Source organism: Salibacterium sp. K-3, assembly GCF_054052005.1.
In genome coordinates this window covers 1-14,320 of sequence record NZ_JBSVZE010000003.1, presented here as the reverse complement: position 1 = coordinate 14,320, position 14,320 = coordinate 1, and the positions used below count along the sequence as shown (strand labels likewise).

15 protein-coding genes and 12 tRNA genes are annotated in these 14,320 nt (G+C 49.4%); 26 read left to right on the top strand and 1 reads right to left on the bottom strand.

The genetic code is table 11. The features are described 5' to 3' along the window. The first annotated feature begins 24 nt into the window (after positions 1-24). The 13 genes from ACW9JV_RS15695 (at position 25) to ACW9JV_RS15635 (ending at position 11,921) form a co-directional block, all read left to right on the top strand. Positions 25-1,566 carry an NAD(P)H-hydrate dehydratase gene (locus ACW9JV_RS15695; protein WP_457336127.1) on the top strand — a complete coding sequence of 514 codons (1,542 nt, stop codon included), beginning with the start codon at positions 25-27 and terminating at the stop codon, positions 1,564-1,566. A 47-nt stretch (positions 1,567-1,613) separates the two neighbouring features. After that, complete coding sequence (locus ACW9JV_RS15690; RefSeq protein WP_457336125.1) at positions 1,614-2,663, top strand: LolA family protein; 1,050 nt, start codon at positions 1,614-1,616, stop codon at positions 2,661-2,663. 187 nt (positions 2,664-2,850) lie between these two features. Continuing rightward, entirely contained in the window at positions 2,851-3,996 is a 1,146-nt protein-coding gene (gene alr / locus ACW9JV_RS15685) for an alanine racemase (protein WP_457336123.1), read from the top strand. Between the two features lie 115 nt (positions 3,997-4,111). After that, complete coding sequence (locus ACW9JV_RS15680) at positions 4,112-4,393, top strand: ribbon-helix-helix protein, CopG family (protein WP_457336121.1); 282 nt, start codon at positions 4,112-4,114, stop codon at positions 4,391-4,393. Positions 4,394-4,662: 269 nt separating this feature from the next. Continuing rightward, complete coding sequence (locus tag ACW9JV_RS15675; protein ID WP_457336119.1) at positions 4,663-5,484, top strand: STAS domain-containing protein; 822 nt, start codon at positions 4,663-4,665, stop codon at positions 5,482-5,484. 45 nt (positions 5,485-5,529) lie between these two features. Further along, the gene (locus ACW9JV_RS15670) at positions 5,530-5,886 is read left to right on the top strand and encodes an STAS domain-containing protein (RefSeq protein WP_457336117.1); all 357 of its coding nucleotides are present in this window, start codon (positions 5,530-5,532) and stop codon (positions 5,884-5,886) included. Between the two features lie 2 nt (positions 5,887-5,888). Beyond that, on the top strand, positions 5,889-6,302 hold the full coding sequence (locus ACW9JV_RS15665) for an anti-sigma regulatory factor (protein WP_457336115.1): 414 nt from the start codon (positions 5,889-5,891) through the stop codon (positions 6,300-6,302). Positions 6,303-6,321: 19 nt separating this feature from the next. After that, positions 6,322-7,335, top strand: coding sequence for a PP2C family protein-serine/threonine phosphatase (locus ACW9JV_RS15660; protein ID WP_457336113.1), 1,014 nt, complete (start codon positions 6,322-6,324; stop codon positions 7,333-7,335). Between the two features lie 117 nt (positions 7,336-7,452). After that, entirely contained in the window at positions 7,453-7,779 is a 327-nt protein-coding gene (locus ACW9JV_RS15655) for an STAS domain-containing protein (protein WP_457336111.1), read from the top strand. Then, positions 7,779-8,270, top strand: a complete 492-nt coding sequence (rsbW, locus tag ACW9JV_RS15650) for an anti-sigma B factor RsbW (protein ID WP_457337215.1) — start codon at positions 7,779-7,781, stop codon at positions 8,268-8,270. The genes ACW9JV_RS15655 and rsbW overlap by 1 nt, the downstream gene beginning before the upstream one ends. Next, positions 8,227-9,030: an RNA polymerase sigma factor SigB gene (sigB, locus tag ACW9JV_RS15645; RefSeq protein ID WP_457336109.1), complete on the top strand. Its 804-nt coding sequence runs from the start codon at positions 8,227-8,229 to the stop codon at positions 9,028-9,030. Before rsbW ends, sigB begins: the two co-directional genes overlap by 44 nt. Then, complete coding sequence (locus ACW9JV_RS15640; RefSeq protein ID WP_457336107.1) at positions 9,030-9,632, top strand: PP2C family serine/threonine-protein phosphatase; 603 nt, start codon at positions 9,030-9,032, stop codon at positions 9,630-9,632. The genes sigB and ACW9JV_RS15640 overlap by 1 nt, the downstream gene beginning before the upstream one ends. 99 nt (positions 9,633-9,731) lie before the next feature. After that, a complete protein-coding gene (locus ACW9JV_RS15635) occupies positions 9,732-11,921 on the top strand; it encodes a Tex family protein (protein ID WP_457336105.1) in 2,190 nt (729 codons plus the stop codon). A gap of 22 nt (positions 11,922-11,943) precedes the next feature. Here ACW9JV_RS15635 and cmpA read toward each other — a convergent pair whose 3' ends face one another. Continuing rightward, on the bottom strand, positions 11,944-12,081 hold the full coding sequence (gene cmpA / locus ACW9JV_RS15630; protein ID WP_457336103.1) for a cortex morphogenetic protein CmpA: 138 nt from the start codon (positions 12,079-12,081) through the stop codon (positions 11,944-11,946). A gap of 100 nt (positions 12,082-12,181) precedes the next feature. Between cmpA and ACW9JV_RS15625 the strand changes: the two genes are divergently transcribed. From ACW9JV_RS15625 to ACW9JV_RS15565, 13 genes are all read left to right on the top strand, one after another. Further along, the gene (locus tag ACW9JV_RS15625; protein WP_457336101.1) at positions 12,182-12,652 is read left to right on the top strand and encodes a SprT family protein; all 471 of its coding nucleotides are present in this window, start codon (positions 12,182-12,184) and stop codon (positions 12,650-12,652) included. Positions 12,653-12,802: 150 nt separating this feature from the next. Then, positions 12,803-12,877: transfer RNA gene (locus ACW9JV_RS15620), tRNA-Asn, on the top strand. Position 12,878: 1 nt separating this feature from the next. Then, a tRNA-Ser gene (locus tag ACW9JV_RS15615) sits at positions 12,879-12,969 on the top strand. Between the two features lie 8 nt (positions 12,970-12,977). After that, a tRNA-Glu gene (locus ACW9JV_RS15610) sits at positions 12,978-13,052 on the top strand. Position 13,053: 1 nt separating this feature from the next. Next, positions 13,054-13,129: transfer RNA gene (locus tag ACW9JV_RS15605), tRNA-Val, on the top strand. Between the two features lie 173 nt (positions 13,130-13,302). Next, a tRNA-Asp gene (locus ACW9JV_RS15600) sits at positions 13,303-13,378 on the top strand. Between the two features lie 23 nt (positions 13,379-13,401). Continuing rightward, positions 13,402-13,476: transfer RNA gene (locus tag ACW9JV_RS15595), tRNA-Gln, on the top strand. 6 nt (positions 13,477-13,482) lie between these two features. Next, positions 13,483-13,566, top strand: a tRNA-Leu gene (locus tag ACW9JV_RS15590). A gap of 16 nt (positions 13,567-13,582) precedes the next feature. Continuing rightward, positions 13,583-13,669: transfer RNA gene (locus ACW9JV_RS15585), tRNA-Leu, on the top strand. Between the two features lie 3 nt (positions 13,670-13,672). After that, positions 13,673-13,749: transfer RNA gene (locus ACW9JV_RS15580), tRNA-Arg, on the top strand. 114 nt (positions 13,750-13,863) lie between these two features. Then, a tRNA-Pro gene (locus ACW9JV_RS15575) sits at positions 13,864-13,940 on the top strand. 7 nt (positions 13,941-13,947) lie between these two features. Then, positions 13,948-14,021 (top strand) — tRNA-Gly (locus ACW9JV_RS15570). A 62-nt stretch (positions 14,022-14,083) separates the two neighbouring features. Beyond that, positions 14,084-14,160 (top strand) — tRNA-Ile (locus ACW9JV_RS15565). Positions 14,161-14,320: the final 160 nt, after the last annotated feature.

The window sequence follows — 14,320 nt, the reverse complement described above, 5'->3', positions numbered from 1 at the left end:
AAGTGCGGTTGGGAGGGACCTGACATGCAGGTGGTTACAGGAAACGAAATGAGAGAGATGGATCGTTATACCATGCAGGACTTGGGGATGAAAGAAGAGCTGTTGATGGAAAATGCCGGACGGGCTGTGGCACACGCCCTTGAAAAGAAATACAGTGCGTCCGCCGGAAGAAAAACAGCTGTCCTTATCGGCAAAGGAAATAACGGCGGAGACGGGTTTGTTATTGCAAGGGTGCTGCAGGAAAGAGGGTGGAAGATAGAGACGCTGCTTCTCTCCGATGCCGAGGCTTTTCAGGGGGCCGCTTGTTACCACAAGGACGTGTTTGAACGGTCCGGGTTTCAATGGAAATACTGGAACGAAGGGGAAATAAGCCGGATTCAAAGCGGATACGACCTGATTGTGGATGCTATGCTCGGCACCGGCGTAAAAGGCGGATTACGATCTCCATTTAAAGAGGCGGCCGAAGCGCTCAGAGAATCGGAAGCCACGGTGGCTGCTGTCGACATCCCAAGCGGTGTTCCGTCCGGGGAAGAATCCGTGCCGGAACCAGTCGTACAGGCGGATGTCACGATAACGCTCCAGTGTCCAAAAATCAGTGCCTATCTGCATCCGGCCGCCCGCTTTTACGGAACGGTTGAGATCGTCGATATTGGACTGCCGGGCCTGGCGTTGGATGTGCAGGAAGGCAGAAAGCAGCTGTGGCGCCGGCAGGATGCGGCCCAAACACTGGAAAAGCGGGAATCAGACGCTCATAAGGGGAGCCACGGAAAAGGACTTCTCCTCGGCGGATCAACGACGATGCCGGGGGCGCTCCGGATGGCTTCGAAAGCTTGTCTGTACAGCGGAGCCGGACTTTTGACAGCTGCTTTTCCTGCTTCTGCAGCCGCCATTCCGGCAGGAGCACCTCCGGAATTGATGATGCTGCCGCTGCCGGACGAAGATGGGTATGTTTCCCCGAAAATCCAGGTGGACGACCTCGATCCGGATGCTTTTGACACCGCTGCCGCCGGTCCCGGCATGGGACGTGGGAGCGGAGCCGGAAAAATAGTAAAGCAGCTGGTTGAACAGACGAAGGTTCCGCTCCTGCTTGATGCGGATGCCCTGTATTTTCTTCCGGAGCTTGTTCATGCATTGCAGCAGCGGCGCTCCCCGGTAGTGTTGACACCCCACCCGGGAGAAATGGCCCGTCTGGCCGGCGTTTCCGTGCAGGAAGTGAGCCGGAGGCGGTTCAGCCTTTCCAGAGAAACAGCCGCCCTTTACAACAGCTGTATTGTCCTGAAAGGTCCTCATACGATCGTTACGATGCCGGACGGCAGACAGTTTGTCAATACGACGGGCAATGAAGCACTGGCCCGTGGAGGCACCGGAGATATTCTCACGGGAATAATCCTCGGCATGTTGATGCAGCAACAGGACATGCAGCCTGCTGTAAGTAACGCAGTGTATCTGCATGGGCTGGCGGCTGATCTTGCTGTAGAACATGATTTTGATTCCTATGCCATGGCATCGACAGATATCATTTCCTATCTGCCATCTGCATTTCGCTCTATTCTTTCTTCGTTGTAAGGTTCCCTCCTTTGTCGTTACTCCACAGACAAAGGAGACATGCTATCGTGCAGAGATTCATTTACGCAGGCACCATGCTGCTCTTGATTGTCCTGCTTGCCGCCTGCGGGGAAAAATCCCAGGACGAGGTGGTACAGGATCTTGATCAGAAGCTGCAGGATATGGAAGGGTATAAGGGAACGGCATCTATGACACTGGAAACCGGAGATGAACCGAGAACGTATGATGTCGGCGTCTGGTACATGCAGAATGAACAGAACAAGTATTATAAAGTGGATCTCCAGAATGAAAATGAAGAACAGAATCAGATGATTATCCGTAACGATGACGGCGTGTTTGTGCTCACTCCATCGTTGAACAAAAGTTTCCGCTTTCAAAGCGACTGGCCGAATAACAACAGCCAGGTCTATCTATATGAATCGTTGATTTCTGATATCCTGATGGACGCGGAACGAACGTTTGCCATCCATGAAGACACGTATGTATTTGAAACGAAGACGAATTATCAGAATAAAAACCTGCATCATCAGGAGATCGCTCTGGATACAAAATCCCTGGCTCCCCGCTCGGTGAAAATTTATGATGCAGATTATAAAGAACTCGTTACGGTGGAGTTTTCGGAGTTTGAAGAAAGCACAGAATTTGAAGAGAGTGATTTTGACACGGAACGGAATATGACTGCGGCGAATATGGAAATTCCGGCTTCAGCTGAAAACGAAGAAGAAGAGAGCAGTGAACAGAACCGTAACGAAACGTTTGATGTTATCTATCCAACGTTTGAGCCGCAGGGAGCAGAGCTGAAAGACACGGAAGAAACGATGACAGAAGAAGGCCAAAAAGTCGTGCTGTCCTATGGCGGCGATAAACCTTTCACGATCGTGGAAACACCCGCAGAAGCAGAAGCAGTAACCGCTGATATCGATATGGGGAACGGGGAACCGGTAAACCTCGAAGGTGCTGTAGGCGCCCGGACGGAGGACTCGCTCACCTGGAGCAGCGGCGGGGTGGAATTTCTGATTGCGTCCAATCACTTAACCGGCGAAGAAATGGCGGCGGTGGCGCGTTCCATGACAGAACCCGCCGGGGAAGTGAAATAAGAGAGATGGGTCATCTATTTTCCGGTGGCATCCCGATAATCCTACCTGCATAGAAAAGGGGCTGTCCTTATCAGGTCAGTCCCTTGATTTTGTCCCGTGTGTTTTGATGAATTGACAGATTGGCAGATCGCTATAATAATCATAATAGACGTCACAGGCAAGACACATAACAAGGGACGATCACACTATGGCATTTAAAAAAACATCCTACCGCGATACGTGGGTGGAAATTAACCTGGAGAATATAAAATATAATGTGAGAAAAGCCAAACGTTTATTTCAGCAGCCGGTGAATGTTATGGCCGTTGTGAAAGCGGACGGGTACGGGCATGGAGCGGTGGAGAGTGCAGAAGCCGCACTCGAAGCAGGAGCCGGTTTTCTGGGGGTGGCCCTGCTGGAAGAAGCACTGGAGCTGCGGGAAGCAGGAATCGATGTTCCGATTCTTGTTCTGGGACGCATTAATCCGGAAGATGCCGGCACGGCGCAGCAGCATCATATCCGCTTAACCGCGTTTCAGAATGACTGGCTGAAAGAAGCAGAAGGCTGCCTGTCATACGATCTGCCGCCGCTGCAGATTCATATGAAAGTAGATACCGGCATGGGGCGTATCGGCATGAAAGACGAGGAGGAGATTTTGTCTTTTATCAAGGTGCTGAATGAAATCCCGTGTATCCAGGCAGAAGGGGTGTTCACCCATTTTGCGACGGCGGATGAATTGGATACAGCGTACTGGGAAGCGCAGTACCGGCGTTTTCTGCAAATTCTCGGGCTGCTGAATGCAGGCATCGGCCCTCTTCCTTATGTTCACTGCGGAAACAGCGCCACCACCCTTCGTTTTCCGGACCATTGTTTTAATATGGTACGTTTTGGCATATCGATGTACGGCCTGACACCTTCGGCTGAAATCGTGGAAGAACTGCCGTTTCCACTGAAAGAAGCATTTTCTCTGCACAGCCGTATTGTCCAGGTGAAACAATGCGGTCCCGGGGAAAGCATCAGTTACGGTGCGACGTATACGACAAGTTCCGACGAATGGATAGCTACGGTTCCAATCGGATATGCGGACGGCTGGTACCGGTACCATTCTTCTGAAGGCGGAGAAGTTCTTGTCAACGGAGAACGGGTGCCCATTGTCGGAAGAATCTGTATGGATCAAATGATGGTCCGGCTTCCGGAATACGTGCCGGCCGGAACGAAAGTGACGCTGATAGGACACCAGGAGGACGAACACATCAGTGTACTGGAGACGGCGGAACGACTGGGAACGATTACGTATGAAATTCCTTGTATGATCAGCAGCCGGGTGCCCCGCTGTTATCCAGGAAGAGAATAATCCGGTCTCGGGATAAAACCCGGATGCTAAAAGTCCTTTGCAAACGGGAGAGTGAAATGCTATCATAAATTTAGCTGAAAAGAGAAGTAAGGCGTAAGCTGGAGGTGTATGTGGCGTGCATCAGAGTAGCACGAAGCAAATCAAAGTCAGTCTCCCTGAGTATCTGCTGCGCGAACTGGATAGAATTGTGGAGGAAGACAACATGAATCGTCATGATTTTATCTATCAAGCTGCGGAATTTTATCTCAAGGAGCGCCGGAAACGCAGAAATCGGGAATCGATGCAGCAGGGGTATCTTGAAATGGCCAACATCAATCTTCATATCGCCTCGGAATCCTTTCTTGCTGAAGAAGAAGCGGAGAATTCTCTGGACAACAGGCTTGTAAGCGGGGTATAACGTGGAGAACATCCATTTTTCCCGGCATTATTTCTTTATTCTTTAATCAGAAAAAGAGAAAGCTGTTTCGCCTGACGGAGGGCGGACAGCTTTTTTTTATTTCTGGTGTCACTCTGTTTGATGTTGAAAATATTTCGTCGAAAAATAGAAGGATTTGTTTGCTCCCGGGCGCAAGTCATGAAATAATAGAGAAACAAGTATGTGTTGAAAAAGATACCGATGTCCTGTGTGTCAATTGCAGTGGAAATGGATTGTGGAGGAGTTTGTTTATGCAGCCATCTGTCATTGAAATGTTGTTCACCCACCGTCATGAAGTGATAGAACAATGGAAAAATGAAATGATAAACATCCAGGAGGAAGAGTTTTCACGTAATACCGCTCAGACGGTGGTCACTCAAATCAATGATGAGTTTGCCGGGCTGATCATGGAGACGCTGGAACTGGAGCAGGAAGAAGCCCGCGAGCGGCTGCGTTCTTTTGTGGAACGCCTGATTCACATCGGCTGGCCGCTGCGTTATTTCACGAAGGGACTTCAGTTGTTCCGGCGTGTCCTGCTGGAATTAATAACATCTAATGACACTATACCTTCCCGGAAAGTTTTTGAAACCTTTCACGAAATCGAAAACTGGATGGACGGTATCATCAACCAGCTCGTAGATGAATATTCCGGTTCCTGGGAAAATACACTGCAGCTGCAGAAACTGGCTTTAAATGAATTATCTGCTCCATTAATTCCGGTTTTTGAGCACATCAGCGTTATGCCGCTGATCGGGACTATTGATACGGAACGGTCAAAACTGATCATGGAAAATCTGCTCGAGGGCATCATTGAACACCGCTCTCAGGTGGTGTTAATCGATATTACCGGAGTGCCGGTTGTGGATACGATGGTGGCTCATCACATTATTCAGGCAGCTGAAGCTGTCCGGCTTGTCGGAGCGGAATGTATCCTTGTGGGGATTCGTCCGGAAATTGCCCAGACGATTGTCAATCTCGGTATAGATCTTGGGAAATTCCCGACGAAAAGCACGCTCCGCAAAGGTATTGAATCCGGTCTGGAACGGACAAACAGGCAGATTGTGCATGTGTAATGGATTTATAAAATACGAGGAGATGTAGATCGGGGGTTGAAGTTTTTGCGCATACCCATTTTAAAACTGAACAGATACTTATTGATTTCCGTCCAGGTCGACCTGGATGACCAGACCGCTCTTCAATTCCAGGAAGATCTTTTGAATAAAATTCATCAGGAAGGTTCGGCAGGAGTTGTCATCGATCTGACATCGGTCGAGATGATTGATTCCTTTATTGCAAAAGTGCTTGGCGATGTTGTGGAAATGTCCAACTTAATGGGAGCTAAAGTAGTGCTTACAGGTATTCAGCCTGGGGTTGCGATTACACTGATCGACATGGGTATCATGCTTGAAGAAGTTCCAACGGCACTGGATCTGGAGCAGGGTCTGGAAAAACTTCAACAGGAATTGGAGGCATGAATATGAGTGTTCAATCCAACGTTGAAGTACACAGCGAATGGGGCATTGTTTCCGCCAGGCAGGCAGGGCGGAATTTAGCCAAAGAACTGGGGTTCGGGGGCGTGGATCAGGCAAGAATTACGACTGCCATCTCGGAACTCGCACGGAACATATACCTTTATGCCGAAAAAGGCGAGATTGTGCTTGAAGGCATCGAAGTAAAAGAAGCCGACGGAGTGCAGTGTGGGCTTAAAATCGTCGCAAAAGACCAGGGACCCGGTATTAAAAGTATCCGCGAGGTCATGGAAGACGGCTATACCACATCGGGCGGACTGGGTGCGGGACTGCCGGGAGTCAAGCGGCTGATGGATGAATTTGACATTGACTCTGTTACGGGGGAAGGAACAGAGATTACAGCGGTGAAATGGCTTCGTTAACGTAGGGGGGAATTAGGTTTTGGCTGACGCGTATCGTATTATGCAGGAACAGTATGTGAATATATTGCGGACTTATTTGCAGGAAAAAAATGAAGTAGGATTGTACCAGGCACAGCAGTTCAGCAAAAAGGTGCTGGAAAACCAGATTTCCCCGGAAGAAGTAGTCAGTCTCCATATTGAAGCCCTGGAACAGTTTTACCCGGATCTTCCACAGGGGGCCCGGGATTCGTTCGATTTTTTAATTGAGATTATGATGGGATACGGGATGGCGTACCGGGAACATCAGATACTGAGAGATAAGCAGAAAGAGCTGGAGTCTGAAATCAATGTTGCTGCTAACATGCAGCAGACGTTTCTGCCGGATGACATTCCTGAAGCGGACGACCTTGATATTGGTGTGATCAGCGTACCTGCTTCGAAAATGAGCGGGGACTATTACCACTTTGTCAAAGATGACAATGACTGTATCGGGGTGGCCATCGCCGATATTATCGGGAAAGGAGTGCCGGCAGCACTCTGTATGTCGATGATTAAGTACGGCATGGACAGTCTCCCGGAACAGCGGCTTCAGCCGGGTGCGTTGCTGGAAAATCTTAACAGAGTAGTGGAGCGGAACGTTGCTTCCAATATGTTTATTACGATGATGTATGGATCTTATGATCCGCGTGTACATCATTTTTATTATTCCGGCGCCGGGCATGAACCGGGATTGTTCTACAACTGTGCAGCAGATCAGTTTGAAGAACTCTATGCTAAAGGGCTTGTGCTAGGGGTGAATAGAGACACCCAGTTCCGTGAATACCATAAGAAAGTGGAGCCGGGCGATTTCATCGTGCTGCTCTCTGATGGTGTCACCGAATGCCGGACGGACGAAGGATTTATCGAAAGAGAAGAACTCACCCGGCTTATCCGGGAATACAGTCATCTCTCCGCGCAGGAAATTGTCAACAATGTGTTTTACCGGCTGGAAAAACTACAGGGATTCCGCCTGCGTGACGATTTTTCGCTGATCATTTTGAGAAGACAGGTTTAAATATAAATAGACGGGGGAAAGTCATGGGCTAGAGTGCACAGAATTCCCCCTCTGTTTATTGCAAAGTATTTAAATATAAAAATGTCATCATGTTGTTTGATTATAGGAGGTACCTTTATGAACCTTGATATCCATACCGAAGAGCTGGATGAAGAAACAGTGCTTTTTGTCGGAGGAGAAATTGATGCCTATACGGCTTCGCAGCTTCGTGAAGCGCTGCTTCCGCTGACTGAAAAAGAGGGAGTGGAAGTGGTGGTCGATCTGACAAATGTAAACTATATAGACAGTACCGGGCTCGGCATCTTTATCGGGGCGTTGAAGTCAGCAAACAGCTGCGGCAGTACGCTGAGGTTAACGGGATTGAACGATCGGGTGAAACGGTTGTTTTCTATTACTGGTTTAGATGAGGTCATGGACATCGAAGAAGAGGAGGAAGCCCAGTGATGGATAAAAACGTATTGGATCATATTGAAATGAAAATCCCGGCACGGGCGGAGTATGTGGGAGTTGCCAGGCTCACCGTATCAGGGGTGGCCAGCCGCGCCGGCTATTCCTATGATGACATCGAAGATCTGAAGGTGGCGGTGGCTGAAGCCTGCACGAATGTTGTCGATCATGCGTACGAAGAAGACGGTTTTATCCGGATGATGTGTGACATTTATCAGGACAAAATAGAAATTGTCGTTGCCGACCGCGGGCAGAGTTTTGATTTTGAAGATATGAAAAAAGCGCTTGGTCCCGTCGATGCAGCCAAACCGATCGAAGATATGAAGGAAGGAGGTCTGGGGCTCTTTCTGATAGATTCCTTGATGGACAGAGTTGAAATCAACGGAGAAAAAGGAGTCGCCATTGTAATGACGAAGTTCCTGCAAAGAGATGGGAGGGAACAGAATGTCAATGGAATCCCAGCAGCAGACGCGCAAAAACAACAGTGATAAGGATAATGAAGAGGTATACGAATGGATCCGGCAGTTTCAGGAAGACCCAGACGAAGAGGTTCAGACCAGGCTCGTAGAACATTTTGACCAGCTCGTGCAGTCCCTTGCGCGGAAGTTTTCCCGCGGACAGGATCATGACGATGACTTGTACCAGGTGGGAATGATCGGGCTTCTCGCTGCACTCCGTCGTTTTGATAATTCCTACAACCGCAGTTTTGAATCTTTTGCGGTGCCTACCATTGTAGGGGAAATCAAACGTTTTATCCGGGACAAAACGTGGAGTGTCCATGTTCCGCGGAGGATAAAAGAGCTCGGCCCGCGGATAAAGAAAGCGGTGGAAGAGCTGACGAGTGACCTGCAGCGCTCTCCGCAGGTCGAGGAAATCGCCCGGTATCTTGATGTAAGTGAAGAAGAAGTGCTCGAAACAATGGAGATGGGGAAAAGTTACCAGGCTCTTTCGGTGGATCGTTCGATTGAAGCGGATCAGGAAGGAAGTGCGGTCACCCTTCTGGATCTTGTCGGGTCGACCGAGGAAGGGTATGAGAAGACGGATCAGCATCTACTTCTGGAAAAAGCTTTTTCGGTACTTACCGACCGGGAAAAAGAAATTCTCCAATGTACTTATTTTGACAATTTGAGTCAGAAGGAAACAGGAGAACAGCTGGGCATATCACAGATGCATGTATCCCGCCTGCAGCGCAGAGCCTTGCAGAAACTGAGAGATTCAATACGAGTTGAACCATCGGAGTGTCTGTAATGATTGAAAACAAAACCCATGCAAAAGTGGAAATCTCTGCGTTTCAGCAGGAAAAAGAAGGTTCAAGGTGCTGCGGAGACGATTATGTGACGATTGAGGCGGAATCATACTTTCTCTGCGCCCTTGCCGACGGCCTTGGAAGCGGAGAGCCGGCGTACCGGTCCGCCAGCATTGCCATGGATATAATCAGGGCATATCATGACGAGGACATCGAAACGGTCCTTCAGCAGTGTAATCGGGCTCTTCTTCATGAGCGCGGGGTGGTGATCACGATTTTGAAAGTGGATTTTGACGCCAGCGAAATCGTGTACGGAAATATCGGCAACGTGGAAACGTATTTATTTTCTGAAGACGGCGATATGAAACGGCCGGTTCCCGCTCTCGGCTACCTTTCCGGACGGAATTTTAAGTTCCAGCTGCAACGGTATCCGATAAAGCAGGGAAGCCATTTTGTCATGCATTCCGACGGCATCAAATTCACCAGATCGGATCAGGAGAATGTGAAGCATTCAAGATGCCCGCGCACCTCCATCCAGTATTTTGCGGAGAAAGCTCAGAAGCAGAATGATGATATTACCGTAGTCGTAGGAACTATTACATGAAGAGAGCCCGCCTGGAGCGGCTCTTTTTTTATTTGTCTTTCATGTTATGATAATACAGAAAGAAAAGGAATTGCCTGAACGGAAAGGAGCCCCCTTAAGATGACAATGTCGGAGAAAACGCAGCAGGTGCTGCTGGATCATATAACGAAAGATGTAAAGCTCAACAAGAACGCAGTACAGCACATTATCCAGCTTCTTGAAGAAGGCAATACGGTGCCGTTTATTGCCCGTTACCGGAAAGAGCAGAGCGGCGGAGCCGATGAAATACAGATCCGTGATGTTCAGGAAGCGTGGCAGTACGGCAAGCAGTTAAATGACCGCAAACAGGAAGTGCTGCGGCTGATTCAGGAACAGGGGAAATTAACAGAAGAACTGCAGAGGTCCATCGAAGCTGCGGTGAAACTTCAGGAAGTGGAGGACCTTTACCGCCCTTACCGCCAGAAACGAAGAACCAGGGCGGTCAAAGCGAAGGAGAAAGGTCTTGAGCCTCTTGCGGAATACATATACTCACAGCCCAGAGAAGGAGATATAGAAGCCGAGGCTTCCCGCTTTGTTTCAGAAGAACAGGAAGTTCCGTCCGCCGACGAAGCGCTTCAGGGAGCACGGGATATTATCGCTGAGTGGGTATCGGATCAGGCGGAAGTACGCAGTAAAATCCGGGACCTTACGTCACGTCAGGGGCGGATCACCGCATCGAAGAAATCAAAGGCGGAAGACAGCCAGGGTATTTATGAAATGTATTACGAGTATGAAGAGCCGGTCCGCCATGTCCCTTCCCACCGTGTCCTTGCCATGAACCGAGGGGAGAAAGAAGATGTACTGAAAGTATCGCTCGAGATGGCAGAAGAGCCGGTACTTTCCTTTCTGGAAAAGCATGTGATCCAGCGTTTCGGCTCACCTGCCGTGCCTTATCTGAAAGAAGCCTATGAAGATGCATATAAGCGTCTGATCGCTCCGGCGATCGAACGGGAGCTCCGCAAAGAATTGACTGAAAAAGCCGAAGAACAGGCGATTCATATTTTTTCAGAAAACCTGAAAAATCTGCTGCTGCAGCCTCCGGTGAAAGGAAAAGTCATTCTTGGAGTGGATCCGGCATACAGAACCGGCTGCAAACTTGCGGTGGTGAATGAGACCGGAAAAATGATGGAAGTGGGTGTCATCTATCCGGTACCTCCGAAAAATGAAGTGCAGAAGGCCAAAGCGAAAGTACAGGACCTGGTCAAGCGCTACGGGGTTGAAATCATCGTTGTAGGAAACGGGACAGCTTCCCGGGAAACGGAACAGTTTGTAGCAGATGTCATTCCGGAACTGGAAGCCGATGTGTCCTACCTGATTGTCAGTGAAGCCGGAGCCAGTGTGTACTCAGCTTCACCGCTTGGCCGGGAGGAATTTCCGGAACTGGAGGTGGAAGAGCGCAGTGCCATGTCGATTGCAAGACGGGTGCAGGATCCGCTTGCCGAGCTGGTAAAGATTGATCCGCAGTCTGTCGGCGTTGGACAATACCAGCACGATGTTTCCCAAAGCAGACTGCAGGAATCCCTTAAATTTGTGGTGGAAACGACGGTCAACCAAGTCGGCGTGGATGTGAACAGTGCTTCGTCCAGCCTGCTGCAGTATGTCTCCGGATTGTCGAAGCCAGTAGCTGATAATGTCGTCCGCCTGCGGGATGAAAAAGGATCCTTTTCCAACCGGAAAGAACTTCAGAGTGTTCCGCGGCTTGGGGCGAAAACGTTTGAACAGGCAGCGGGTTTCCTCCGCATTCCGGATGGAGCGGAACCGCTGGACCGTACTGCCATTCACCCGGAAAGCTACAGCACCGCATGGAAGCTGCTGGAGCAGGTAGAGGCAGATGCCGGTCAGGCCGGATCCGCCGCCATCAAGGAAAAACTCGACAGTCTGGATGTTCATGAAACGGCAGAAAGTCTGGAAACGGGGGTTCCTACACTCCGCGATATAATGGAAGACCTGAAACGGCCCAACCGGGATCCACGGGATCAACTACCGGCGCCGATTCTGAAAAAAGGTGTCATGAGCATGGAAGATCTGGCTAAAGGCATGGAACTGCAGGGAACGGTACGGAATGTCGTAGATTTTGGGGCATTTGTGGACATTGGAGTGAAGCAGGACGGCCTGGTCCACGTATCAAAACTTGCTTCACGATTCATAAAACACCCGATGGAAGAAGTTTCCGTCGGGGACGTAGTGACGGTCTGGGTGGAGGATGTCGATCAGAAAAAAGGCCGGATCGCACTCACCATGATACAGCCGGAAAGACAGACAGAATCTTAAAATAGATTACGGCGGGGGAAGGTTAGAAAGATGTATCGTCTCCCGCCGTGTTTTTCTTTTTCCATTGATAATCAAACCAGCATTGATTTAAGATGCGGATCTCATATCGGTTTTTTTCGAAAAAAGCTTTTTTCATTTGTTTCATAAACCAGGCAGGCATTGCGGACCTCCTCCTCCGGCACGTAAAATAAGAGCAGTGTGGCTGGTCTTTTATTATATGAGGAAGGGTTTGTCAACGTTGACAAGAAGGAGGAAGGAAAATGGATGAATCCGAATTACAGAAGCTGACGGAGGACATTTCCCAAACGTTTTTCCATAGACCATTCCGGCATCGTGCCGTGTTTAATAACAGACTGCGGACAACCGGCGGGCGTTATATGCTCCACAGCCACCATATCGAATTAAATCCCAAACACTATGAGCGGTTCGGAAAGGACGAATTACTCTCCATCATCAAACACGAACTGTGCCATTACCACCTTCACCTTGAAGGAAGAGGATACCGGCACAAGGATAAAGACTTTAAGGTGCTGCTTGAAAAAGTGGGAGGTGCGAGGCACTGCCGCACGATGCCAGATCAGAAAAACCAGTCCCGTACCATACATTATTACAGGTGTTCCTCCTGCGGCACTGCCTTTGAAAGAAAACGGAGAGTCAATACAGCCAGATACGTATGCGGAAGGTGCAGTGGAACGTTAAAAAAAATAGACGCTCCCCTTGACCAGCTTTAAAAGCCTGTGTTACATTATAAAAGTCGCTTCGCACAGAAGGCATATATCAGTGAAAAGAGATAAAAAATCGATTAAAAAGAACGCATTGACATTACATAGCGGATTCGATACAATAAGTTTTGTCGCTGAAAACAGCACTTTTTCACATATTCCACAGTAGCTCAGTGGTAGAGCTATCGGCTGTTAACCGATCGGTCGCAGGTTCGAATCCTGCCTGTGGAGCCATGGAGAAGTACCCAAGTGGCTGAAGGGACACCCCTGCTAAGGGTGCAGGTCGCGAAAGCGGCGCGAGGGTTCAAATCCCTCCTTCTCCGCCATTTCAAACGGCCCGTTGGTCAAGAGGTTAAGACACCGCCCTTTCACGGCGGTAACACGGGTTCGAATCCCGTACGGGTCACCACGGAGGGTTAGCTCAGCTGGGAGAGCATCTGCCTTACAAGCAGGAGGTCGGCGGTTCGATCCCGTCACCCTCCACCATTTTAAACGATACAAAACGCAGCTGATGCAGAGATTGTCCACCTTGCCTTTTTGAAAGAAGAAACAGGAAGGGCAGGGAAGCAAGAGAATGGAGGAGGGAATGTACGACTGTACATGACCTGACGACATGAACGTAGCTGACGCAGAGATTCGCCGTTTATTCTTTCAAAAAAGGGCCTGTGGTGTAGCGGTTAACATGCCTGCCTGTCACGCAGGAGATCGCGGGTTCGATTCCCGTCAGGCCCGCCATTTAAAAAACATAAAACATATGATGGGGTATAGCCAAGCGGTAAGGCATCGGATTTTGATTCCGTGATGCGCTGGTTCGAATCCAGCTACCCCAGCCATTTTTTGCGGGTGTGGCGGAATCGGCAGACGCGCTAGATTTAGGATCTAGTGTCTTTGACGTGAGGGTTCAAGTCCCTCCGCCCGCACCATTTTTCATAAAGTTTCGCGGTCGTGGCGGAATGGCAGACGCGCTAGGTTGAGGGCCTAGTGGGAGTTAATCCCGTGGAGGTTCAAGTCCTCTCGACCGCACCATATGCGCCCGTAGCTCAATTGGATAGAGCGTCTGACTACGGATCAGAAGGTTAGGGGTTCGACTCCTCTCGGGCGCACCATTTTTATTGAACATAACTGTTTTGAAAAAGTGAAGGAGGGAACGTACCTCAGTACGTGACCCGACGACACGAACGCAGTTGACGAAGAGATTCGCAGTTTATTCTTTCAAAGAACGGGAAGTAGCTCAGCTTGGCAGAGCACTTGGTTTGGGACCAAGGGGTCGCAGGTTCGAATCCTGTCTTCCCGACCACCTTTTTGCGGGTGTAGTTTAGTGGTAAAACCTCAGCCTTCCAAGCTGATGTCGTGGGTTCGATTCCCATCACCCGCTCCATTATATTTCTTCAACTGAATAAAGAAACACATGTCTTTTTTTATGCCCGGAAGAAATCACCGGGGCCTGTAGCTCAGTTGGTCAGAGCGCACGCCTGATAAGCGTGAGGTCGGTGGTTCAAGTCCACTCAGGCCCACCATTAAAAAGAATTTAAAAAAAGTGTTGACTCTGATTAAATGAGTTGGTACTATAGAAATTGTCGCTTTGAAAGGCGGCATACACATTGCTCTTTGAAAATTGAATGAAAGTCAAGCGTCTGTCAATTCAAATGGTTCAACGAACCATACAGATAAGAAGCA

Bases quoted from the DNA above. Each gene is read 5' to 3' on its own strand.
- ACW9JV_RS15695 (WP_457336127.1), top strand. From the start codon at position 25: ATGCAGGTGGTTACAGGAAACGAAATGAGAGAGATGGATCGTTATACC.
- alr (WP_457336123.1), top strand. From the start codon at position 2,851: ATGGCATTTAAAAAAACATCCTACCGCGATACGTGGGTGGAAATTAAC.
- ACW9JV_RS15675 (WP_457336119.1), top strand. From the start codon at position 4,663: ATGCAGCCATCTGTCATTGAAATGTTGTTCACCCACCGTCATGAAGTG.
- ACW9JV_RS15665 (WP_457336115.1), top strand. From the start codon at position 5,889: ATGAGTGTTCAATCCAACGTTGAAGTACACAGCGAATGGGGCATTGTT.
- ACW9JV_RS15655 (WP_457336111.1), top strand. From the start codon at position 7,453: ATGAACCTTGATATCCATACCGAAGAGCTGGATGAAGAAACAGTGCTT.
- rsbW (WP_457337215.1), top strand. From the start codon at position 7,779: ATGGATAAAAACGTATTGGATCATATTGAAATGAAAATCCCGGCACGG.
- sigB (WP_457336109.1), top strand. From the start codon at position 8,227: ATGTCAATGGAATCCCAGCAGCAGACGCGCAAAAACAACAGTGATAAG.
- ACW9JV_RS15640 (WP_457336107.1), top strand. From the start codon at position 9,030: ATGATTGAAAACAAAACCCATGCAAAAGTGGAAATCTCTGCGTTTCAG.
- ACW9JV_RS15635 (WP_457336105.1), top strand. From the start codon at position 9,732: ATGACAATGTCGGAGAAAACGCAGCAGGTGCTGCTGGATCATATAACG.
- cmpA (WP_457336103.1), bottom strand. From the start codon at position 12,081: ATGCCTGCCTGGTTTATGAAACAAATGAAAAAAGCTTTTTTCGAAAAA.
- ACW9JV_RS15625 (WP_457336101.1), top strand. From the start codon at position 12,182: ATGGATGAATCCGAATTACAGAAGCTGACGGAGGACATTTCCCAAACG.